Source organism: Bacillus sp. JZ34 (assembly GCF_053903205.1).
The window spans coordinates 4,113,654-4,135,356 of sequence record NZ_CP096403.1 but is presented as its reverse complement, the minus strand read 5'-3'; the positions used below and the strand labels follow the sequence as shown (position 1 = coordinate 4,135,356).

At 46.3% G+C, this 21,703-nt stretch carries 23 protein-coding genes; 8 read left to right on the top strand and 15 right to left on the bottom strand.

The window, feature by feature from the left end; genetic code table 11:
• Positions 1-58: 58 nt before the first annotated feature.
• The 5 genes from M1D90_RS20860 to M1D90_RS20840 all read right to left on the bottom strand — a co-directional run bounded on the left by M1D90_RS20860 (position 59) and on the right by M1D90_RS20840 (position 3,460).
• Positions 59-505 (bottom strand): hypothetical protein, encoded by a 447-nt coding sequence (locus tag M1D90_RS20860; RefSeq protein ID WP_020449962.1) that lies wholly within the window; start codon positions 503-505, stop codon positions 59-61.
• 37 nt (positions 506-542) lie between these two features.
• Positions 543-1,007, bottom strand: a complete 465-nt coding sequence (locus M1D90_RS20855; protein WP_025810857.1) for a hypothetical protein — start codon at positions 1,005-1,007, stop codon at positions 543-545.
• Between the two features lie 295 nt (positions 1,008-1,302).
• Complete coding sequence (locus M1D90_RS20850; RefSeq protein WP_023857733.1) at positions 1,303-1,722, bottom strand: DUF2000 domain-containing protein; 420 nt, start codon at positions 1,720-1,722, stop codon at positions 1,303-1,305.
• A complete protein-coding gene (locus M1D90_RS20845) occupies positions 1,719-2,627 on the bottom strand; it encodes a DMT family transporter (RefSeq protein WP_020449965.1) in 909 nt (302 codons plus the stop codon). The genes M1D90_RS20850 and M1D90_RS20845 overlap by 4 nt, the downstream gene beginning before the upstream one ends.
• Positions 2,624-3,460, bottom strand: coding sequence for an AraC family ligand binding domain-containing protein (locus M1D90_RS20840; protein ID WP_023857734.1), 837 nt, complete (start codon positions 3,458-3,460; stop codon positions 2,624-2,626). The genes M1D90_RS20845 and M1D90_RS20840 overlap by 4 nt, the downstream gene beginning before the upstream one ends.
• Positions 3,461-3,710: 250 nt before the next feature.
• Between M1D90_RS20840 and M1D90_RS20835 the strand changes: the two genes are divergently transcribed.
• On the top strand, positions 3,711-4,178 hold the full coding sequence (locus tag M1D90_RS20835; protein WP_025810853.1) for a helix-turn-helix domain-containing protein: 468 nt from the start codon (positions 3,711-3,713) through the stop codon (positions 4,176-4,178).
• A 122-nt stretch (positions 4,179-4,300) separates the two neighbouring features.
• On the opposite strand, the gene M1D90_RS20830 is transcribed toward M1D90_RS20835, so the two are convergent.
• Positions 4,301-5,347 (bottom strand): helix-turn-helix transcriptional regulator, encoded by a 1,047-nt coding sequence (locus tag M1D90_RS20830; RefSeq protein ID WP_456283038.1) that lies wholly within the window; start codon positions 5,345-5,347, stop codon positions 4,301-4,303.
• A gap of 111 nt (positions 5,348-5,458) precedes the next feature.
• Here M1D90_RS20830 and M1D90_RS20825 point away from each other — a divergent pair, with 111 nt between their 5' ends.
• From M1D90_RS20825 to M1D90_RS20815, 3 genes are all read left to right on the top strand, one after another.
• On the top strand, positions 5,459-6,151 hold the full coding sequence (locus M1D90_RS20825) for a class I SAM-dependent methyltransferase (RefSeq protein ID WP_456283037.1): 693 nt from the start codon (positions 5,459-5,461) through the stop codon (positions 6,149-6,151).
• On the top strand, positions 6,148-7,182 hold the full coding sequence (locus M1D90_RS20820; protein WP_456283036.1) for a saccharopine dehydrogenase family protein: 1,035 nt from the start codon (positions 6,148-6,150) through the stop codon (positions 7,180-7,182). The genes M1D90_RS20825 and M1D90_RS20820 overlap by 4 nt, the downstream gene beginning before the upstream one ends.
• Positions 7,183-7,279: 97 nt before the next feature.
• Positions 7,280-8,335, top strand: a complete 1,056-nt coding sequence (locus M1D90_RS20815) for an iron-containing alcohol dehydrogenase family protein (RefSeq protein ID WP_456283035.1) — start codon at positions 7,280-7,282, stop codon at positions 8,333-8,335.
• A gap of 50 nt (positions 8,336-8,385) precedes the next feature.
• Here the strand turns inward: M1D90_RS20815 and M1D90_RS20810 are convergent, their stop codons facing one another.
• Together M1D90_RS20810 and M1D90_RS20805 are read right to left on the bottom strand one after the other, a co-directional pair.
• Complete coding sequence (locus M1D90_RS20810) at positions 8,386-9,153, bottom strand: SurA N-terminal domain-containing protein (RefSeq protein WP_456283034.1); 768 nt, start codon at positions 9,151-9,153, stop codon at positions 8,386-8,388.
• A 154-nt stretch (positions 9,154-9,307) separates the two neighbouring features.
• Positions 9,308-10,072 (bottom strand): sulfotransferase family 2 domain-containing protein, encoded by a 765-nt coding sequence (locus M1D90_RS20805; protein ID WP_105979362.1) that lies wholly within the window; start codon positions 10,070-10,072, stop codon positions 9,308-9,310.
• Between the two features lie 342 nt (positions 10,073-10,414).
• Here M1D90_RS20805 and M1D90_RS20800 point away from each other — a divergent pair, with 342 nt between their 5' ends.
• Positions 10,415-11,302: a Vgb family protein gene (locus M1D90_RS20800; RefSeq protein WP_079289367.1), complete on the top strand. Its 888-nt coding sequence runs from the start codon at positions 10,415-10,417 to the stop codon at positions 11,300-11,302.
• Positions 11,303-11,335: 33 nt separating this feature from the next.
• On the opposite strand, the gene M1D90_RS20795 is transcribed toward M1D90_RS20800, so the two are convergent.
• From M1D90_RS20795 to mmuM, 3 genes are read right to left on the bottom strand one after another with little or no spacing between them, the layout of a single operon-like run.
• Positions 11,336-11,716, bottom strand: a complete 381-nt coding sequence (locus M1D90_RS20795) for a DUF2512 family protein (protein ID WP_003178548.1) — start codon at positions 11,714-11,716, stop codon at positions 11,336-11,338.
• A 26-nt stretch (positions 11,717-11,742) separates the two neighbouring features.
• Complete coding sequence (gene mmuP, locus M1D90_RS20790; protein WP_020449975.1) at positions 11,743-13,197, bottom strand: S-methylmethionine permease; 1,455 nt, start codon at positions 13,195-13,197, stop codon at positions 11,743-11,745.
• Entirely contained in the window at positions 13,197-14,144 is a 948-nt protein-coding gene (gene mmuM, locus M1D90_RS20785; RefSeq protein WP_059230754.1) for a homocysteine S-methyltransferase, read from the bottom strand. Before mmuM ends, mmuP begins: the two co-directional genes overlap by 1 nt.
• Before the next feature lie 211 nt (positions 14,145-14,355).
• Here mmuM and chbG point away from each other — a divergent pair, with 211 nt between their 5' ends.
• The 3 genes from chbG to M1D90_RS20770 all read left to right on the top strand — a co-directional run bounded on the left by chbG (position 14,356) and on the right by M1D90_RS20770 (position 17,381).
• Positions 14,356-15,096, top strand: a complete 741-nt coding sequence (gene chbG, locus M1D90_RS20780; RefSeq protein ID WP_023857746.1) for a chitin disaccharide deacetylase — start codon at positions 14,356-14,358, stop codon at positions 15,094-15,096.
• 13 nt (positions 15,097-15,109) lie between these two features.
• Positions 15,110-16,483 (top strand): PTS transporter subunit EIIC, encoded by a 1,374-nt coding sequence (locus tag M1D90_RS20775; RefSeq protein ID WP_025810842.1) that lies wholly within the window; start codon positions 15,110-15,112, stop codon positions 16,481-16,483.
• A 121-nt stretch (positions 16,484-16,604) separates the two neighbouring features.
• Positions 16,605-17,381: a MerR family transcriptional regulator gene (locus tag M1D90_RS20770; RefSeq protein WP_025810841.1), complete on the top strand. Its 777-nt coding sequence runs from the start codon at positions 16,605-16,607 to the stop codon at positions 17,379-17,381.
• Between the two features lie 18 nt (positions 17,382-17,399).
• Here the strand turns inward: M1D90_RS20770 and M1D90_RS20765 are convergent, their stop codons facing one another.
• From M1D90_RS20765 to M1D90_RS20750, 4 genes are all read right to left on the bottom strand, one after another.
• On the bottom strand, positions 17,400-18,122 hold the full coding sequence (locus tag M1D90_RS20765; RefSeq protein WP_023857748.1) for a DUF421 domain-containing protein: 723 nt from the start codon (positions 18,120-18,122) through the stop codon (positions 17,400-17,402).
• Positions 18,110-18,820 (bottom strand): gamma carbonic anhydrase family protein, encoded by a 711-nt coding sequence (locus M1D90_RS20760; protein WP_456283033.1) that lies wholly within the window; start codon positions 18,818-18,820, stop codon positions 18,110-18,112. Before M1D90_RS20760 ends, M1D90_RS20765 begins: the two co-directional genes overlap by 13 nt.
• Before the next feature lie 912 nt (positions 18,821-19,732).
• Positions 19,733-20,131, bottom strand: a complete 399-nt coding sequence (locus tag M1D90_RS20755) for a ribosomal maturation YjgA family protein (RefSeq protein WP_035337363.1) — start codon at positions 20,129-20,131, stop codon at positions 19,733-19,735.
• A gap of 132 nt (positions 20,132-20,263) precedes the next feature.
• On the bottom strand, positions 20,264-21,694 hold the full coding sequence (locus tag M1D90_RS20750; protein WP_020449985.1) for an alanine/glycine:cation symporter family protein: 1,431 nt from the start codon (positions 21,692-21,694) through the stop codon (positions 20,264-20,266).
• Positions 21,695-21,703: the final 9 nt, after the last annotated feature.

Sequence of the window (21,703 nt, the reverse complement as noted above, 5' to 3'; positions counted from 1 at the left end):
CTTCTTTTTTTGTTTGATTGTTAGAGAATCAAAGCAGAGGTGAATGTTCCTCTGCTTTCTAATTGAGTTCTTTTTTTAAACGTTCTTCTAAAATAAAATCAATCATACCCGTGATTCTGGAATATTCCGCTCTTTTTTGGAAATGCAGGATTGTTTGCATTGGTCCTTTTCGCGAGGTGATTAGCATTTTGACGATCCAAAGCAAAGAGAACATCAGATAGAACATGAAGCAGAATGAAAAAAACCTTGAAAGGTCATGGGTGAAGGTGGAGACTTGACCAGATAAAAAGGCCGCCATAATTACAGCAGTCATACTACTAAAAAAAATGCCTTTAATAAAATATGTTAAAGTAAAGCTGGGGTTTGAAAAATAGATTTTTAGCTGATTTAATGCAACAGAATCTTGATTTGCAAGGTATGTAAGCAGCTCTTCGTCACTTTTGTGAGATTCAAGGAGTTTGGCTGTATGTTCGGCTTTTTCAAATAATTGTTTTTCGTTTCTCATTGGATTGTCACTCCTATTTCATAAAAAACATGAGAGTTTATTGGTACGGTGTATTCAATACCTTTTGGTATTTTTGTTGTAAAACATAATCAATCATTTTTATGATACGTGCAAACTCGGCTTTCTTGGAAAAGTGGGTAATGAATTGAATCGGCTTTTTTTTCAGGATGACAAGCTGTTTAAGCACCCAGAAGATACACCCCGCAAATATGACAGCTAATATTAGAATGGAGATGCCGGAAATGAAAGGGAATATCGAAGCTGCTTGACCAGAAAGAATTGCAGTTATGAAGGTAGCCAATATTATACTGAAAAAGGCCGCACTAATGAAATAATGAAGCGCAAATGAAGGATCTGAGTAATAGACTTTCAGTTGATTTAAGGTTAATGAATCTTGTTTAGCGAGAAAGGCTAATAACTCTTCGTCACTCTTATCGCGGTAAGTTTTAAGGGTTTTGGCTGTTTTTTGCGTTTCAATGAATACTTGTTTGTCTGTGTTCAATGTAATACCTCCACGATACTTTAATTTTGAAAAACTGAATAAATACATTATAATATGTATTTATTTAGCTTTCATTAAATAAGGAAATTAATGAGATATTAGTTATCTAAATATCACAGCAGACACCGCCGTGCCAATAGCGATTTCAGATGCTGAGTTCCAGCTAATTACACCAGCTGTTGTTATGATAATTCCTCCAACTGCAACCCCAATTGTTCCTCTTTTTACTATTGACAAAAAAATACGGAAATTGACTCCTTCATTAAATGAAGCGAAGTCAATTTCCGTATTTTGTTTATCTCAACAGCCCTAAGCTTCCTGTCAGCCGCGCGACTTTTTTCTTATCGCCACAAACGCCGATTCCAAAATAGCGGTAATCGGAAGCTGCGGTGCTTTGAAATGTTTCAATAAATTCTTCATATGTATGAATGCCTTGCGCGACATCGGTGAAATCGACCGTCAGAATATCGTTGAATTCGTCGGTCAACAGCTTTTGTCTTAATTGATGAAGCAGCTCGGCGTTGCCTTTTAAAATGGGGATTGGAAGTTTGACGATACCCAAATGGTCGATTCCCGAGCCGTCCGTTACATTTTCTCCGAGCAGGCCGGGGTTGTTTTTGCCGAGTGCAGCCCCCAGGATTGCAGCTGTATTGGCAATTAGCCCGAGTGGCAGGCTTTCATCGATGATCAGTGCGCATTTTGTCTCTTCTATCAAATTTGTTCCTCCTTCAGCTGAGGTTTTGGTTTTGTTTCAGAAATATAAAGACCGGCCAATGTGAGCGCTCCTCCGCAAAAAGCAACCCATGTCAGTTTTTCTTGCAGAATGACGACGGATGCGGCAATGGTGATGACGGGTACCATATAGATATAAGCGCTCGTTTTTACCGCCCCAAGCACACCGACCGACCAGTTCCATGTCACAAAGCAAAGCGCAGAAGCGCCCGCACCTAAGAACAGGATATTCAGCCAATTGGCGGGGGAGGCGAAAGGGCTTGCGTCGAAGCGGAAATCAAACAGGAACAGAGCGGGAACCATGAATAGCAAGCCGTACAGAAAGATCCGCTGTGTGCATTGGATTGTATGATAACCGAAAGTGCTGATTTTTTTCATCAAAATCGCATATGCCGCCCAGACGAATGCAGAGGCAGCAGCAAGAATGTCGCCGAGCGGATTCAGCTTGAGCATCATTTGTCCGTTAAAGAAAATGAGCGCAAGTCCTGTAAAAGCAGCGGCGAATCCAATGAAGAATCGGGGCTCCAACTTTTCGCCCGAAAGGAAAAAATGCGCCAATACCGCGGTGATCATCGGAATAACCGCGACGATCATGCCGGCGTTTGAGGCGTAGGTAAGGGTAAGCGCGATGTTTTCCAACAGAAAATAAAGCGTCACCCCGCATAAGCCTGCTCCCGCAAACAGCGCTTCCTGCCTCCAGCTCCGGAATGTCAGCACATGCGGATGCACCATAATCAGCACGATCAATCCGATGAGAAACCGGTAAAACAATATATCTACGGGCGCAAAATCCTCGAGCAACACCTTTGTCGAGACAAAAGTGGTACCCCAGATGATGATCGTGATAACAGCTGCGAGGTGTCCGGCGGTTTCGCGTCTTGTCTTCATCCTTTGATCTCCTGCCTGTCATATTCAAAGATTTTCATATATTGTTTCGGCGTCAGCCCGACCTGCCGCTTGAAAAATTTCGTCATATGGCTCTGATCGCTGAAGCCTGTTTGGAAAGCGGCATCGATTGGTTTTACGCCTTCTTCCAACAGCTTTTTCGCATGATTGATACGGACGGTTTCCAAGTAGCTGTAGGGGGAAATTCCTTTCTGCTTCGTAAACGACCGCAGGAGGTGATACTTGCTCCAGCCTGCCAGCTTGCTTAAATGTTCAAGCGTAATGTTTTCCTGGTAATGGGATTCCAAATAACCGCACACCGCTTTGACTTCGTCGGACGGTTCAGGCGCATTTTCGAGAAACGCAACATCAGAATACGTCCGAATCAACTCCTCGAGGAGGTTGAGAAAAAGCTCCTCTTTTTTCAAGGCTTTTTCTTTCTGCAATATTTGAATGTGAAGCTCCTTCAAGCTGGCGTTCAGCTCATGACGGAACAAGACATTTTCCGTGAAATATGGGAGGCTGTCGGTTCCGGTGATCTCCTTCACAAATTTTCTCATAACGTCAGGCATCACATTTATGCAGCGATAATCGAGCGCCTTTCCGTCAATCTGCTCGCAACTGTGCGTGTCATAAGGATTGAAAAGCACGAGGTCGCCCTGATTAATGATGTATTCTTCTCCTTTGCAAAGCAAATAGCGCTGCCCCTTCTCAATAAAACCAATCACAAAGTACTCGTGAAAGTGATTCGGAAACTTCTGCATAATGCCTTTAAAGCGGTAGGCTTCAACATTTAGATCAGGGTCGAGGAAAAGCGTGCGGGTTTCATTTCGCATGTCGGGCCTCCTTGGTGTGATGATGTTTAAGTTTATCATGTTTTTGAGAAATTTCTTGTATGATGTTGCTTAATGAAAAAATCGTATTTTGTGAAAAGAATGAGCAATTTAAAGCTGTCGTGGAATGGAATCACAATGGTGAAGATCATAAGGAGAGTGTTAAACTGACAGCAATTACAGGGTCATAAAAATTGAACCATTGTAACTTTTAGTGTAATATTACACTAAAAAGAACATCGGAGGTTCCTCCATGGATAAAGAATACATAACCGAACTCATTTCATCCAAGTTAAGATTAATCCGTGCGGAAAGCGGCTATACGCAGGAGAAAATGGCGAACGTGCTCGGGATGTCGAAGAAAACGCTCGTGCAAATTGAAAAGGGCAGGTCGGCAGCGGGGTGGGCGCATGTTGTCGCGGTATGCGCGCTTTTTCGGAACAGTGAGGTGCTGCAGGCCGTGCTCGGGGATGAGCCCCTTGAGGTGGTGGAGACTGTCGCTCACCGAAGCATCGACAGACCAAAAGGGAAGACGCTCGGCGGAAAAGTGTGGTGGCGGGACATTGAGAAAAAAGGCGAGTTTCGCCTTCAGCAAAACTTGATTTCTCACCATTACCGCATTTTGGATTCGTATGACGACCTATGGTTCAGCACCTTTGAAAAACAGGATGCTGTGGCGCGTTTGGACGAGCTGTTCAATGAACAGGATGGGGTGGAATGAAGAAAAAGTTAAGTCCTCTGAATTTGCTGGTCTTCATTCCTACAAGATAAGACATAGTGAAAAACACTTCGTGTCTCGTCTGTGGAATCGGAGTTGAGAACAGTTTTCCACCCGCTTTATTTTCACTCCAGCACATCATCAAGCAGCTTCCACATCAGCTCCCTCCGGTTTCCTGCGCCCGTCTTCAAAAAAATCGATTTCAAGTGGTCTTGAACGGTGTAAGCCGATATATGCAATTCGTCTCCGATGGCTTTTGTTGAAAGTCCGCGGATGACCCGGTACACGATGTCTTTTTCCCGGTCGGACAGGTTGTAGGCTTCTGCTATCAGCGGTATGGTTTCTGCCGGTGAAGCAGGCTCGAATGAAACGGCGATCTGGCCTGATGGACCAAAGCCGTCTAAACGACTCGCTTTAATGGATAGGCAGGAATGACCCGGAATCGAGATGACCGTTTTTGCCGGATCGGCAGTTTCAGCCGCTGCCCGCGTGCAGACGGCCCGGATAGGTCTCGGCACGGCATCGCTGCCGATCCTTTCCCAGCCGCGCAAGATATTTAGCCAATGGAGGGCCGCTCGGTTGCATGACAAGGGCTGCAGGTCTTCCGACAAAATTAGAATGCCTCCGACATGTTTCATGTGAAACACGTCTTTTTTTGACAGGTGGTGTCTGAATTGCTGAAGGTGCCGGCCGATAAGCGGTGCGAGTGAAGCGAGTAAGCTCTTATCCTTTTCTGTGAATAGCGGCTGTCCTCTTTTCCTCAATAGGGTAAGGTATCCCCGGCACTCCCCCTTGCTGAGCAGAACGGCGCGCAATTCATCTTCATAGCCTGCAGGCCCAAGAATGTTGCTGTAGCGTTTGCTTTGCCGGAAGTCTCCTTTGACCGATTCACTTAATATAGCCGCTGTCTGCCGTGTCTGAATTAAGGCTTCGAATCGATTCACATCCTCCTGCGTGTACTCAAGCTCGAATAATTGCGGATGGATCGCTTCAATTTGATCGTCTGTGACGGCTCCGATGGACAGTAAGGTCTTGGGGTCTACAGCCGTGCAGCATGATGCATCAAACGGAATCGCCTGTTTTAATGCAGACAGCATGGCTTCGATATATTGGGGCGAAGAACGGGTTGTGCGCTGCAGTTCGTTCAGTATGTCTTTTAACGGCCGGTTCATGTCGGTCCTCCTCTTTAAAAATCCCAGGTTTAAGGGATGGTGGTTTGTTGAAACTCCTTTATAATTGAGAACAATTCTTAATTAATTTTACTAAAAGGAGAACGGCTTGTCATGAACATGGACTGGAATCATCCTGATGTCTATCAATACGAAAAGAAAATCCCTTTAAAAATCCCATGCTATGAAATGCTCTACGATATGATGGATCGCTTGTTGACGGTCCGGCTTTCTGAAGATGCGGCTAATGTGATGGTCGTCGGGGCCGGAGGCGGGCAGGAGCTCGTGACGCTTGCAAAAAGACACCCGAATTGGTCATTTACAGGAGTCGATCCGTCTGCCAGCATGCTCGGTTTGGCGAGAAAAAGGCTGGAGCTCGCCGGAATTCAGCCTCAAGCCGATCTGATTGAAGGAGAAGTACATCAGCTTGAGTGCGGATTTCAATATGATGCTGCGACATGCATGCTTGTGCTTCACTTTGTCCGCCATAAGCTTGAATTTTTGCAGCAGATCGCCTCAAGATTGGCGGATGGCGCTCCGTTTTTCATTGCGGCCATTCAAGGCGACATGACGTCAGAGACATTCAAGTGGCAGATGTGTGCCTGGAAGGAGCATATGCTGGCAGGCGGGATTTCTGAACAGGAATGGGAGAGCTTTTCCGCTTCAATCGGCAGCCGCTCTCATCCGGTGCCGGCTTCAGAGGTGGAGGATCTGCTCGGCAAAGCAGGCTTTACAAACGCAACGAGATTTTTCAGCGCTTATGTAATCGACGGCTGGTTTGCTGTGAAAGGAGGCGGCAAACAATGAAGAAACATATTGTCGTGATCGGCGGGTACGGTCATGTCGGCGCCCAAATCTGCCGGAGTCTCGGAGAAAAATATCCGGGCCGTGTGTATGCTGCCGGAAGAAACCTGAATCACGCCGAGCGTTTTAGTCAGGAAACGGGCGGCCAAGTGAAGCCGATGCGTTTCAACAGAGATGCACCGGCTGACTGGGATTGGCTCAAAACGACGAAGCTGGTGATCGTGTGCATCGATCAGGAAAACATTGAGTTGGCAGAGGCTTGTCTGGCGAGCGGCACGGATTATATCGACATTACGGCGAACGGTTCATTTTTGGCTCAGCTTGAACAGCTGAATGACAAAGCATGCCGCGGCACGGGATTATTAAGCGTCGGCCTGGCTCCGGGGCTTACCAATTTACTTGCGCAGAAAGCCGCCCAGGCTCTCGATGAAACGAGCCGGATTGATATTGCGATTATGCTCGGTTTAGGTGACAGCCACGGACAAGCGGCGATCGAGTGGACAGTTGACCATCTGAATACGGTGTATGATGTGAAAGAAAATGGACGCTTGATGGAAGTCAGCAGTTTTACAGACGGCCGGCGGACAAACTTCGGCGGGCGATTGGGGCGCCGGACAGCGTACCGGTTTCCTTTTTCCGATCAGGTGACATTGCCAGGCACATTAGCCGTCCCTTCTGTTTCTACCCGGCTTTGCTTTGATTCAAGGCCTGCCACTGTGCTGATTGCGGCCATGCAAAAAATCGGCGCAGTCAAGCTCTTAAACAATAAGGGAATTCGAAATCTGGCGGTCCGTATGCTGGGGGCGCTCAACATCGGATCAGCGCAATACGCGGTAAAGGTGGATGCTGAAGGATTGAAAAACGGCCGGAGCACCGGGACAGGCATCGCGCTGTTCGGCGAAAATGAACCATCATTACCGCACAGACAGCCGCTGCAGCCGCGTCAGCTTTGTATACCGGAAGCTTTCCACACGGAATATTTCATTTGGAACAGCTGTTTGAGCTTGAATGGGAAGGAAGAGAGTCTTGCTTAATTCAGAAAGAAACCGGTGACCGGTTTGTGATATCGTTTGACATCTTGTTAGAAAGTGAGATGATAAATATTAGAAAATAATAGAAGGAGTGGGAAATATGCAGCCTGAAGATATTGTCAGAAGCGGTCCGAACCAGTACGTTTGCAGAGAGGGGATCGCGAAAGAACTGCCGTCATTTGCGAATGCATTCGAACGGCCCGTCATCATTACTGGAGTCAAATCGTTTAAAGCTTTTACGAGTTATACAACGCCTCCAAACGATTGGAAAGTCGTTCAGCATACGGGCTGCAGTTCCCTAAATAAGATTAAAAAAGCAGCAGAAGCAGCAGAATCGGCAGATGTCATCATCGGGATAGGCGGGGGAACCGTCTTAGATACGGCGAAGGCAGCCGCCGATTTGTTGAACATTGAAGTCATGATGATTCCGACGATCCCGGGAACATGCGCGGCAAGCACGCCGTTAAGCGTGATCTATGATGATGACGGCAACTTTTCGGGCGTCCAATACCATAAGCGCTCAAGCTATTTGACGCTGGTCGATCCGCTGCTTCTCCTTTCTTCGCCGGTCGCTTATGTGAAAAGCGGAATCGGTGATACGCTTGCGAAATGGTATGAGGCCGAAGCGATCATCAGAAATACGGCCGATTCGCTTTCCATCATGGTTCAGGCAGGGCTGAGACAGTCTGTCTATATTCGGGATATTTTGTTGACAGAAAGTCTGAAAGCCATAGAAAGTCTTGAAAAAGGCGAAACCTCCTCATCTTTCGCAAATGTCCTCGAAGCGGTTATCGCGCTGGCTGGCACAGTAGGCGGATATGCGGGACGCTATGGCAGAATGGCCGGAGCCCATGCCATTCACAACGGCTTAACGTTCATCCCCGAAACCCATCGTGTGCTGCATGGCCAAAAGGTAGCCTACGGGATACTCGTGCAGCTTGCTTTAGAAGGACGGACAGATGAAATTGCCGAACTGATTCCCTTTTATGAAGGGCTCGGTTTTCCGAAAAGACTTAGCGATTTAGGCATTTTAGAAAACGTTGAAGAGGCAAAACGGACCGTTGCCGCTCATGCCGTGCGTCCGGATGAATCTTTATGTCTGATGGGATCTTTTCATGAAGCTGATGTGATGGCGGCGATAGAGTCGCTTGAATAAACCTGATAAATAAAACGAGTCAGCCATCCTGTAACGGATGGCTGACTTTGTTAAATTTCCACTTTCACATCGGCGCTTTTTTTCAGTTTTTCAACCTGCTGTCCGAGTTTTTCCTGTCTTTTTTGCTGTTTGAGCATGTCTTGGATTTGTTTCTTGACATCGTCAAACGCAGGTGTGTTTTTCTGTCCGCTGTCTTTTTGCTGTGCGGCAAATTGATCATAGTAATCTTTGATTTCTTTGTCTGTGACCTGTTCTGCCGGCAGTTCTTTGTCAATATATTTTTCTGTTTTGATATTGTCGGCAATGTCACTTTTCAGCGTGTTCTTGTTTAAGCCGGCTTTTTTGACAGCTTCCTCAAAATCTTGTTCATTTTTATACTGCTTTTTGCTTTCGTCCAGCTGTTTTTCAATTTCTTTCTCAGATGCTTTGTAGCCTTTTTTGTCCGCTTCTTGGGTAATTAAAGCCTGTCCGACCAGGCTGTCGATGGCCTGCTTTTTGATTTGCTGTGCCGCATCTTTTGAAGTCGGATCCTGTCCTGTTTGCTGATACTGCATTTGTGCGGTTGATAATACGCTGTTATAGTCCTTGCCTGTGATCTTTTCATCGTTAACGACAGCCACTGTTTTTGTTTCATCGACTTTTTGTTGATCAAGCTTTTTCTGCATGGCTTTCATTTGCTTTTCTTGATCCTGCTGCCCGCTTTGGGCTGTTTTTTCTTGATTGTTTGCCTTGGATTGCTGATCATCATGATTTGAAGTGCAGGCGCCCAATACGACAGCCAATAATCCAATCATGAGAGATGATATGCCTTTTTTCATAATATATCTCCTTTCTTCAAACAGAAGTGATTCTTAAAATGACCTTTAGTGGGCATTCTAAACGATCGTCTCTGAAAAAGAAACCATTTGGAATCAATTTTCCAAAATGTAATCGAATTGAAAGGAGATCGTAATGTGATGGCCGAGTTCCGGTTTACTTGATATGTTTCGGATCAAAGCCGTAGACTTCGAAGTCCTTCGCAAAAATCTCCTGCACCAGCTCTTTTGTTTCGTCATTGTAAAAGCTCTCAAAAGTCGGTAACACCCAGTCGAAGGATGACATGGTGAAAACGGTGTCCGCGAATTTTCCTTTTTTGAGCATAGTATCGGAAAGATGGTGCGGTGATTTCGACAGCTGTGATATCGGAGATTTCAATAATTTGTATTTGTTTTCAATCTCTCTGATTTGCGCGCTGAATTGCTCGAGGTAAATATAATTGGTGACAAACTCTTCTTCTCCTTCGAGATACTGAGGACCAAGGTGCCGGTCAATGGCGCTGATTTCCGGCCCCAAATCTTTTAAATGATGCAAGAATTGGGTGAAAGACAGCCCTGTATTCATGTCACTGTTGAACAGACAGATAAAATTCGGGGAGCAAATTGCCGCCAGAAAGGAACTGACTGCTCTCCGGAAAGGGTTACGCACAAGCTTGTAAGTGTCCTTTTTTCCCTCTTTTAATTCTGCCAGAAGATCCTTCACATAATCCGGCTGCTGCGTATAGATCGTATTTCTGTAGTGATGAACCTCCCCCGCGCATCTTCGGTCAACATCTTCAAGCAGTCCGTTTTGGAAAAAGAACCAGCGATTCAGCGTCGTGCAGCCGCTTTTTGGAATCCAGAACAGAATGATCGGAAAATCTTTCGCAAAAAGAGGGGTATAAAGGTAAATCAAGCGATTCAGTCTCTCATCTTCAAACATGCAGAACACATCCACTTCTTTCTTTGTTTTGGTCCGCCTGAGACAGCGGTTGCCTTTATACACAAAGTATGCCGTCACCAATGAATTGATAGGGCGATAATATGAATATATTTCAAAATGATAAGATCTGGAAGATGGTTCCTTATTGAACCATATATAGAAAAATAAGTTTATGTTTTAAAACAATCTTATGATACTAGAGCATGCCTGTACAGTTTATATTTAATGGAACTTTCTGTTTCACTGCATGCTCCGCCTGAGGTAACATGAAAATGAGAAATGCCTGGGAGCGTTCTGAAAGGTCAGATGCTCAAGGAAAATGGAATAAAGGGAGGGTCGCTCATGCAGATTCGCATGACTGAATATCACGTTCCCGACCCCGAGTCGGGTCCGTACGGGATCGCCGTATGTGCAAACGGGCGCATTTGGTTTACTGAACAAAAGGGAAACCGGATCGGTATGCTCACAGAGTCTGGAGATATTACCGAATATACGATTCCGACGAAGAGCGCAGGCGCCTCGATTATTACTCCCGGGATTAGCGGTGAGCTATGGTTTACGGAGTATAAAGCGGGGAAAATCGGAAAAATGACGCCTCAAGGGGAAATAACTGAGTATGCCCTTCCTCCAGGTACTGCCCCGTTTGGGATCACCGTAGGCTGTGACGATGCCATGTGGTATACCGATATGGCCGGACATCAAATCGGCAGGCTGTCATCTTCAGGCGAAATAACTGAATATAAACTGCCCAAACCGGGAGCCTTCCCGTCATTTATTACAAGGGGAGCAGACGATGCACTCTGGTTTACACAAAATCAAAGCGGCTCCATCGGGCGAATAACGGCAGATGGAGACATCAGCGAGTATCCGCTTCCTGGAGAACAATCCGGACCGGTCGGAATCACTGCAGGCCCGGACGGAGCTTTGTGGTTTACAGAAATAAACGGAAATCAAATTGGGAGAATTGCGGTCTCAGGGAAGATCAGCGAATACCCGCTTCCGACAGCCAATGCCCGCCCGCACGCGATTACCGCCGGCGGCGATGGTGCCCTGTGGTTTACGGAATGGGGTGCGGGTCAAATCGGCCGCATTACAGTCAACGGGGATATTACGGAATATCCAATTCCGACGGCCGAGTCTGAACCGCACGGGATAGCGGCCGGACCAGCCCAATCGATCTGGTTTGCAGAAGAGTGCGGCCGTATTGGGAAAATCTCTATTCTTGATTAAAAAACGTCCAGTTTTCTGGACGTTTTTTATATATTATTCCGTTCTCGTTTCCATTCTGCGGTTGGGAGAGCCAAGGCCTTTATTCATCAAGTAAAAATGGAAAATGTATTCACCGATTGCCATAGCGACTGCTGCAAAAAACGCGGCCAATGCAGCGGTGTTTGCAGCCGTTCCCATCGCAAGAGCCATCAGCCAAACGACAAGAAAAGCGACGCCTAAATCGGCTAAAGTGGCTGTGATGTTATTGGTCTTCGGCAAAATAAACAAATCACCCAGCAAATAGGATACCGCGCCAAGAACAATTGTGATGAAGAGGGTGTTTTCAAAACTGAAACTAAACCCGAGCCCGAGAACAAGGTACAGTATCACAATTGTCATGATGCCTTTAATGGCAAGGGCTTTCACATGTTCCATAACAATTCGCTCCTTTATACGAGATTTTAGTTTTTCTTTTCCTCGTATTCAGAAAACGAAACATGCAAACTTGCTTTTTTAACGGGCTCAGACATTTTTCCGCCATTCTTTCTGTTTCTTGCATAGTAGATGATATAGCATAACGCCATAAATGGAACACCGCAAAAAAGGGCGATTCTTTGGTTCGGATCAAAGGCAATGCCGATGCAGGATGCCAGACATAATAGAAAAGCGGCAATCGGTACTGCCGGATAAAACGGTGTCCGGTATTTTAAGCCGTCTGCGGTGTTTCCTTCAGCCAAAAAGCGTCTGCGGAACATGAACTGCGAGGCTGCAATGCTCATCCAGACGGCAACAACGGCAAAGCCTGAAATTGATACAAGAACGATATAGACGGAATCAGGTGCAAAAACACTGGAGAGCAGCGACAGAATGCCGCCGATCATACTGAAAATCAGCGCGTTCAACGGAATTCCCCGTGAAGTCAGCTTTTGAAAAACGGGGTGTAACGTTTTTTCTTTTGACAGTGACCAGAGCATCCGGGAGCAAGCATATAAGCCAGAGTTGGCTGCGGAAAGCAGAGCCGTCAGAATCACAAAATTCATAATGTCGGCCGCGTATGGAACACCGATACGGTCAAAAACGACGACGAACGGGCTTTTGATCACACCGGCTTCTTTGACCGGAATGAGGCATGAGAGCACGAAAATCGTTCCGATGAAGAAAAGCACCAGTCTCCAGAGTGTTGTCTTGATCGCTTTTGGAATGTTCTTTTCCGGTTCCGCGCTTTCTCCGGCGGCAATCCCGATCAGCTCCGTACCCGAAAACGCAAAATTCACGGAGAGCATCGCCATAAAAATTGGAAGGAAACCGTTCGGAAAGAGCCCGCCTTCTCCTGCAAAGTTTGAAAGAAGCGGTGCGGAATCTGTATTTTGTAGCGGGATGATGCCGAATATCGCCGCTCCGCCTAAAATAATAAACAATATAATGGCAAGCACTTTAATGCTCGAAAACCAAAATTCGGACTCGGCAAAAAATCTCACTGAGACAGCATTGAACACGAAAATCAGTGCAGCGAAAACCGCGCTCCACATCCACACCGAAGTATCGGGGAACCAGCGCTGCATTAATAACCCGGCAGCGGTAAATTCCGAACCCAGCGCGACAGCCCAGGTCAGCCAGTAAAGCCAGGCGACGGTGAATCCGGTGCCCGGCCCGATGAATTTGGAGGCGTACATATGAAACGATCCGGTGACAGGCATGGCGACCGATAATTCGCCGAGGCAGAGCATGACAAGGTAGACGATCAGAGCCCCGACTAAGTAGGCTAAAATCGTTCCGGCAGGACCCGCCTGTGAGATCGTATAGCCGGAACTTAAGAAAAGACCCGTGCCGATAACGCCTCCCAAGGAGAGCATGATCAGGTGTCTCGTTTGCATTTTTCTTTGAAAGTTCTGACGATTGTTGTTTGACTGTTCCATCATATCTCCAGCTTTCTCGCCCAGTCGGCGACGGCTTTTATGTCTTCAGGTGTTGTTCTGCAGCAGCCGCCGATCAGCTGTGCTCCTTGGTTGTACCAGCTGCGGGCGCTTTCTCCGAAGGAAGCTTTGCATGCCGCACCATGCCATGTTTTTGTCTCCGGATCATACTGTTCACCGGAATTCGGATAGACGATAATCGGTTTAGCTGTATGCTTTTTGATGCTGCCGATGAGCGAAGAGACATGCTCCAGCCGCGTACAGTTTACGCCAACTGCCGCAACCTGGTCATGCTGATCGAGCCATTTCGCGCATTCGCCGGCTTTCGTGCCGTCGCTGATATGACGTCCGTCTTTAGCGCTGAAACTGATCCACGCATGTGTGTCAGGGAATTCTTTCAATAAATGAACGATTGCTTTTGCTTCTGAAAGGCACGGTATTGTTTCACAGGCTAACATATCGGCGCCTGCATCGATTAAAGCGGCCATTCGCTGCCTGTGAAAATCGGCCAATTCGTCTTCTGTGACGTCATAATCCCCCCGATATTCGGAACCATCCGCTAAAAAAGCGCCGTAAGGGCCTACTGAAGCGGCTACAAACGGTTTGGGCCGGCCTTTGCGGTTTTCCGGAACCGCCCAAAATTCATCGCGTGCTTCTACAGCAAGACGTACAGACTCCCGGATAAGGTGGAGCGCTTCTTGTTCACTGAGGCCGCGTTTTGTGAAACCTTCAACCGTCGACTGATAGCTGGCTGTCATCGCGCAATCGGCGCCCGCACGGAAATAATCCAGATGCACTTGTTTGATAAGCTCGGGGTTTTCGATGAGCATTTTTGCAGACCACAGGCTGTCGTTCAAATCACAGCCGTACCGTTCAAGCTCGGTGGCCATCGCGCCGTCAAGTGTGATGATAGGAAATTGTTCTAAAATCGATTGGATCGGATTGGTCATCTCATTGTTGAGGATCTGTCGTTTGAGACCCCGGCCTCCTTTTTTAGAGTTTTTAAAAATATATGAAAAATAGTTTAAAAGACTTCAGTAGCTTTTGTCAATCTACCAAAAATCAGTTTTTACTAGTAGCTTTTGTCGTTTTCTATTTAGGGTAAAACGGTACGTCTCCGCATATTTTTTTAAAAAAAGACTGATAAGGGGTATTGGATGGATGAAAAAACTGATTATCAATGCTGATGATTTTGGATATTCAAGAGGCGTGAACTATGGAATTATTGATGCCTATAAGCTGGGGATTTTAACATCAGCGACGTTCATGACAAATATGCCGGGCGCAGGTCATGCGGCGCGGCTGGCTCGCGAATCGCCCGGGCTCGGGATCGGCGTACATTTGGTGCTGACCTGCGGAAGACCGCTTTTGTCTGATCACCGGACGATCGTCGATGCAAAGGGGAATTTTCGCAATCTCGCATTTTATCAAGGTGCTTTTACAATTGATACTGATGAAGTATACCGCGAGTGGAAAGCGCAGATTGAAACATGCATCAACATGGGCTTGGAACCCGATCATTTGGACAGCCACCATCATATCAACGCTTCCCCGGGCATCTCAGACGCATTTTTGACGCTCGCCAAAGAGTACCGTTTGCCTGTCAGGCGCAATATGGAGAGTGCTGTGATCACGGAAAAAGGAGTGAAAACAACAGACTTTTTTTCACCTGTCCTCGAAGCGGCTTTAAAGGATGAAGAAGCCGTCTCTGAACTGTTTGAAGAGCATGATACTGTGGAGGTCATGACCCACCCGGCATACCTCGATAAGGAGCTTTTGACGAACTCTTCTTATACTTATCCGAGAGTCGATGAACTTGAATTTTTAACCGATCCGGACGTTGTCATCCGTTTGAATAAGCTTACTGATGTCCAGCTCGTATCATTTAGGAATTTGACATAAGGAGAATGCCGGAATGAAACATATTTTTCAGCTGCTGGGAAAGTCTTTGCTGATTCCGATTACCGTTCTTCCGATCGCCGGCCTGCTGCTGCGTCTTTCTGCGGAAGATATGCTGAATATACCGCTTTTTCAAGCGTCAGGCGTGATATTGAACAATATGGATGTCCTGATCGCAATCGGCATCGCCATGGGCTTTGCCCGTTCAAAAGATAAAGGAATTCCTGCGCTGACAGGATATTTGGCGATTACCGTATTAAAAGAGGGGCTCGGCATCTTGAATCCTGATCTTGATATGAGCGTCTTCGGCGGGGTGCTCGCCGGCCTGATGGCGGCTTTCATTTATAACCGGTTTCAACATACGAAACTGCCAAGCATGTTTTCATTTTTTGGCGGAGAGAAGTTTCCGATTACGATGATCGTATTGGTGACGATTCCGGTGGCAGGCTTTTTTTCAATCGTCTGGCCTTATGCAGAAGCGGCGATCGACACTTTTAGCCAGTCGCTTGTAGGTCTTGGCGCTTTCGGGGTGTTTGTATTCGGATTTCTGAATCGGTTTTTGCTGCCGTTCGGCCTTCACCATGTCATGAATACGTATATTTATTTTGGGCTTGGGCGCTATGAGACGGCATCCGGCGAAGCGGTGACAGGGGAAATTACGCGGTTTTTGAATGGAGACCCGACAGCCGGCTACTTTCTCGGCGGCTTTTTTATCACGATGATGTTTGGCATTCCGGCGATCGCTTTGGCAATCGCGCATGCAGCCAGAACGAGAAAAAAGGAAACGAAAGCGCTCATGTCTTCAGGAGCAGCCACATCACTGATCACCGGGATTACGGAACCAGTTGAATTCACGTTTTTATTTACTTCGCCTTTATTGTACTTTCTTCACTCGGTCTATACGGGACTTGCCGGAGCGGTGCTCTGTTTGCTTGGGATTCGTCACGGCTTCTCATGGGGAGCAGGCGTAATCGATTATTTGCTGAACCTTAATTTATCAGACGGCGGATTATGGATCATACCCGTCGGCCTTGCCTTTTTTGCTCTCTATTATGTTACGTTTTACTTTGTGATTATAAAGCGAAACATTCCGGTGATCGGAAGGGAACAGGAAACACCTGAAGGAAACCGGCTGCATCGGTCTATGGCTGCAGGCATTCTTAAGCATATCGGCGGCCGTGAGAATGTCGTGACTTGCGAAAACTGTATAACCCGTTTGCGAATGAAATTAAAAGACACGTCCTTGGCGGATGAAGCGCAATTAAAGCAATTAGGAGCGCACGGTGTGGTCAAAATTGACCAGCATCATATCCAGATTGTGATCGGAACGGATGCTGGGAATGTGAAAAAAGATTTGCAGAACTTAATCGGGGAGACTCCGCCGGATTAAAAACTGGAGTTGATTGTCCCGTACCTTTTGGAAAAATCACGAGTCTGCGAAAAATAAGCTTGCACCTCCAGCAGCGTGAGGCGTTATGATAGGAATAAATCGTCAGTTGGAGGGGATTTTTATGGAAAATGACGGATATTATCCAATCGGTGTTTTTTCAGAAATGACAGGGACATCCATTCGGACGCTCCACTATTACGATGAAATCGGCCTGTTGAAGCCTGAAAAACAGCCGGGAACAGGCCGCCGTTTCTACACAGACAGAGATGCGAGAGAGTTGCAGAAAATCACATGTTTTAAGTTTCTCGGGTACAGTCTTGAACAAATTCGCGCTTTCATGAAGGATGCATGCTTTGATGCCGGTCTGATTGAGGCGCTGCAGGAGCAGAAAAAGGTGCTGGAGGAGAAAAAGGAACATATTGAAACAGGGCTGAAAGCGATAAACAGGACAATCGGTCTTCTGGAGGAGGAAGAGGAAATCGACAGTTCTGTTTTCATGAGCCTGCTGAACAGCATCCAGACTGAGAAGGAGCAGCGCATATGGCTTGAACAGCAGGTGTCCAAACGTTTTGCCGATGATGTATTCGGCAAATCAGAAGATGAGATGGCCAAATTGGATCAAGAGTATGTTCGTTTATCTAAGGAAGCCAAGCGGCTCATGGGAAAACCGGTTGATGACCCCGAAGTGCAGGAAATGGCGGACCGATATATGAAGACGAGTTTGGAATTTGTCGGAGAGGGCGTGCTGTCGGCTTTAGGACAGATGGAGACAATCGAATCGCAGCAGCTGGCAGAGAAGTTTTCTTCACCTTTTACAAAAGAAGAGGATGAGTGGCTGCAGCAGGTGTTCGAATATTACATGATTCACAACGATTTCTGTCCCGAAAACGGCCGATGAAAAAATCCGCCGGAGCTTTTAATGCAAAAGCTCCGGCTCAATTTTCGCCGTTTCATTATCAAGTGAAACATGCAGTTGATGGTTTTGATTAACCGAAGCGAAAAAGATTTCATCCATTCGTTCAAGCCCTTTCTTCTTCAGCTGGTTTTTGAGCCAGTTTTCCGTTACATTCAATTGGTGAAGGACAGATGTGTACACTTTCCCTTCAATGATGACCGGATATGAAAATTCGCCGCCGCTTTTTTGAATCCCCATATCTTCAGCCGTGACTTCCATTTTATTTGGCTTTTTGTATACCGTTAAATTTCCATTCGCCTCTATAAACGCCATTTCTACGTCGCTGACATTGAAAACATCTTTTTCACGAAGCATTTGCAGAACATTATCCACCGAATATCTGATTCGTTTTAAATTGCCGACAATAAACGTTCCATTTTTGATGACGATGGTCGGTTCAAATGTAATCAGACGTCCGAGTGTTCTGTTTTTGATCATGATTTTTGAAGCGAGTCTTTGCAGTAGGGCAATCGCAGCCACCGCAGCGGCGGTATGCAAATGTTCAATCCTCGGATCGGCTATGTCAGCTCCGACGACAGCCCCCAATGTAATAATGATTAAAAAATCAAATACAGGCATTTCGCCGATTGAGCGTTTTCCCATTAGCAATGTAACAGCCAATAAAAGCGGAAGGATGGTGATGATTCGCCCGTAGACAACCAAAATTTCTTTCATAGTTTCCATTTTCTCGCTTCCTTTTTATAGCCTTTTGCCAATTCAAGATTGACGGCCGTCATTTTCGAGTTGAGGTCATGATATGGATAAGAATCGCTTATTTCAGGAAGCCGGTTGGCATCCTCCTGGTTTGAAATCACACGACCCGCCGAAACAAACCGTTTTGGGGGAATTGTAACACCGATTACTGTTGCTCCCGGTTCAATCACCGTATTCTCTTGGATATAGGCATCAAAAACAAGGCTTTGCATCCCGACAAAAACATTGTTGTCAATTCGTACGGGACCGTGAATTTGACATTGCGGGGCAAGTGAGACTTTCTCGCCTATGTAAATGGAATACGATTCACGATCCTTAAAAACGGATTGTTCAGTAACTGGGCTGTTGTACTCATAGTTTTTCAATCCGTGCAAAACAACTCCGTCCTGGATATTGCAATCATGGTCGATGTAGATTTTTAATCCCGTGTCCCCTCTGATCGAAGAGAAAGGCCCGATGAAAACGTTGCGCCCGATGACCACACTGCCGATGACCGAGGCGAAATGATGGATGTATGAGGACGCATCAATATCCGGAATATCTGCTTCTTGATTAAATGACGCGGTAATATTGGGACTGACATTGTCTTGGATCAGCAGCTTTTCAAGAAACTTCCCGGCGAGTGACGAAACCGTTAACCCGAGGATGAGTTTGTTGCTTAATTTCATATGACCTGCCTCCTTTATTCAGGTAGTCTGTCTAAAAAACGGGATAATATTTATGGGCGGCGGTCTGAAACTAAAAAAGAGGATATGGGGAGATAACGGCTAATAAAGCAATGGAATAGGTTTTAGGAAGCGTTCAAGACGATTACCATTTTCATCTCTAAAAAAACAAAGGAAATGATTCATTTAGAGGAGGAAATTTACGGTCAGCTTGCCTTGGATGACTCCTCGACTTATTTTAAGGGAGGTTGAAACTTTGAATCTATCTTTGGCAGTTGCATTAGTTATATCTGTGTTTTTAAATATATTTCAGCTGGCACAACTCAAATCCAATAACCGAAAAACGCAAACTGGGAAGAGAGTACAAAAAGGCCGCTCAACCCCTTCGCTGCCATCCTATGGACTTATTTCGCCATTATCATTCTTTTAATGTTGGCTGCATTAGTAACCGTTATCATACAGCTTAACGAATAATATTAGCGCTTCTCTTCTGCTGCCGGCTTTTTATTATTGTCACAGTCATAACGAAAAATGCGCAGAAATTGCAAGGAGAAAAAACGATGAAAACGGGATCGCTCGCTTTGACACACACGGAAACGATTGCCCCGAAGAGATCTATTTTAAATGAAGAGACGTTCGAATTTGAAACTCAAAAAAGATGGGCAAATCGTAAAGCATGCGGTAGAAAATCATAAGGAAGAGACAAATACCGCAGCTCCTCCTGCCAAAAAGGATAGAGACATTGGACATGTCAAAAAAAACAGGAGGCAACCCGCTGCCGAATACAGGAAATAATCGCCTGTACCGTGCTTTACTCATTGGACCCATCCTTCTTATTATCGGACTTGCTATGTTTGTTTTAAACTGTAAAAAGACTCAAAATCAAAGTGCGTAAATATTCCCCAAAAGACAGCGTTACGGCTGTCTTTTTCGTTTGCGGAACAGCACTTCGCCCACGGCACCTGCGGAAACGCCGAGCACATAAGCCAATAAATCGCTCCACAAAAATCCATAACCGAGAATGAGTCCGCCGAGCGGAACGGCTCTGATATCATCAATCCATGGAGCGTGATACAGCTGGCTGCATTCGATTAAAAAACAAAATGCGAGCGCAATCAGCGCTACTGAAGCTGTCTTCGCGTTTTTGAACAAAAAGCCTGCGCCGAAGAAAATCATCAGCGCCCACAGCGCATCCCCTAAATAGGCATTCACGATGTCCGGCAGCATATCGGCCGCCTTTCTTGAAGCAAGCCCCGCCGCCATCGCTGCGAATATCATCGCAAGCCGGCGGATACGGCTTCTTTTCATATTCATGGCTGGACCCCTTTTCTGCCAAAGCAGGTGAAGTAAATCTTTGGAGACATGACGGATACAAGAGGAAAAACGTTTTATTATTTTGGACGGTTTAAAATGAACGAAAAAAGCCGCCGGATACGGCGGCTTGTGTTATATCGCATTTTTGCTTTCGGTTTTTTGTTCGGTGCCGGAGCGTTCCCAGCATTCGACGCCTTCATGGTTTTCAAGAACATCTTTATAAAAGACCGGATCTTTTCCAGCTTTTCGCTGTTTCACATAGTCTTTCAAGGCGGCAAATGCCACTTTTGACAGCAGGAAAATCGCGATTAAGTTGACGATGACCATCAAGCCCATGAACAAGTCGGCGAGGTCCCACACAAGCTGGACTTTTGATACCGATCCGAAGATAACCATCGCAAGCACACAGATTCTGTAAATGAAGAGCCATGCTTTGTTCGTGTGCAGGAATTCGATATTCGTTTCTCCATAGTAGTAGTTTCCGATTAAGGTGCTGAAAGAAAACAGGAACACCATAATGGCAAGAAAGCCTGAGGCCCATGCTCCGATGTGCGTGCTGAGCGATGCTTGCGTCAACTCGATTCCGCTCAGCCCCGGTTCTTGATACGCATCGGAAAACAAAATGATAAAAGCTGTGCTTGAACAAATCACCAAAGTGCTCGTGAAAACCCCTAAAGCCTGGACAAGACCCTGTTTGACAGGATGGCTCGTTGTCGCTGCGGCTGCTGCATTCGGCGCGCTGCCCATCCCGGCTTCATTCGAGAAGAGGCCGCGTTTGATTCCGTTCATCAGCGCTGCGCCGATGGCTCCGCCTGCCGCTTGTTCAAGCCCAAACGCATGACCGACAATCAAAGAGATGACGTCCGGCAGTTTCGTAATGTTCATCAACATGACAAAAACGGCGACGCCGATATATAAGACGGCGAGAAATACGACAATATATTCGGACAGCTTGGCGATCCGTTTGATACCGCCGAAGGTAATGATGCCGAAAGCAATCGTAATGATAATCCCCAGTGTAAGACGGTCTGTCCCGAATGAGTTTTCAAAAGCGACCGTTATCGTATTGGACTGGACTGCGTTAAACACGATACCGAAGGATAATGTAATCAAGACGGCAAACAGCGCACCCATCCAGCGTTTTTTCAAACCCTTTTCCATATAGTAAGCAGGGCCGCCGCGGAAGCCGTCTTTATCTTTTATTTTATAAATTTGCGCCAGCGTGCTTTCGACAAAGCTTGACGCCGAACCGATGATGGCGATGATCCACATCCAAAAGATAGCGCCGGGTCCGCCCAAGGCAATGGCGATCGCAATCCCCGTAATATTTCCTGTGCCTACTCTCGCGGCCATGCTGATGCAAAAAGCCTGAAAAGGAGAGATTCCGTTTTTGTCGGGTGCTCCTTCCTTTAAAACCCGGAACATGTCTTTCAGCAAGCGAACTTGAAAGAACTTCGATTTAAAAGTAAAAAACAGTCCCGAAGCCAGAAGCATAATAATTAATAGTTTTGACCAAAGAAAATCATTTGTGACAACAATGACTTCTTGAAGGAATTGCTGCATGCTTTCACC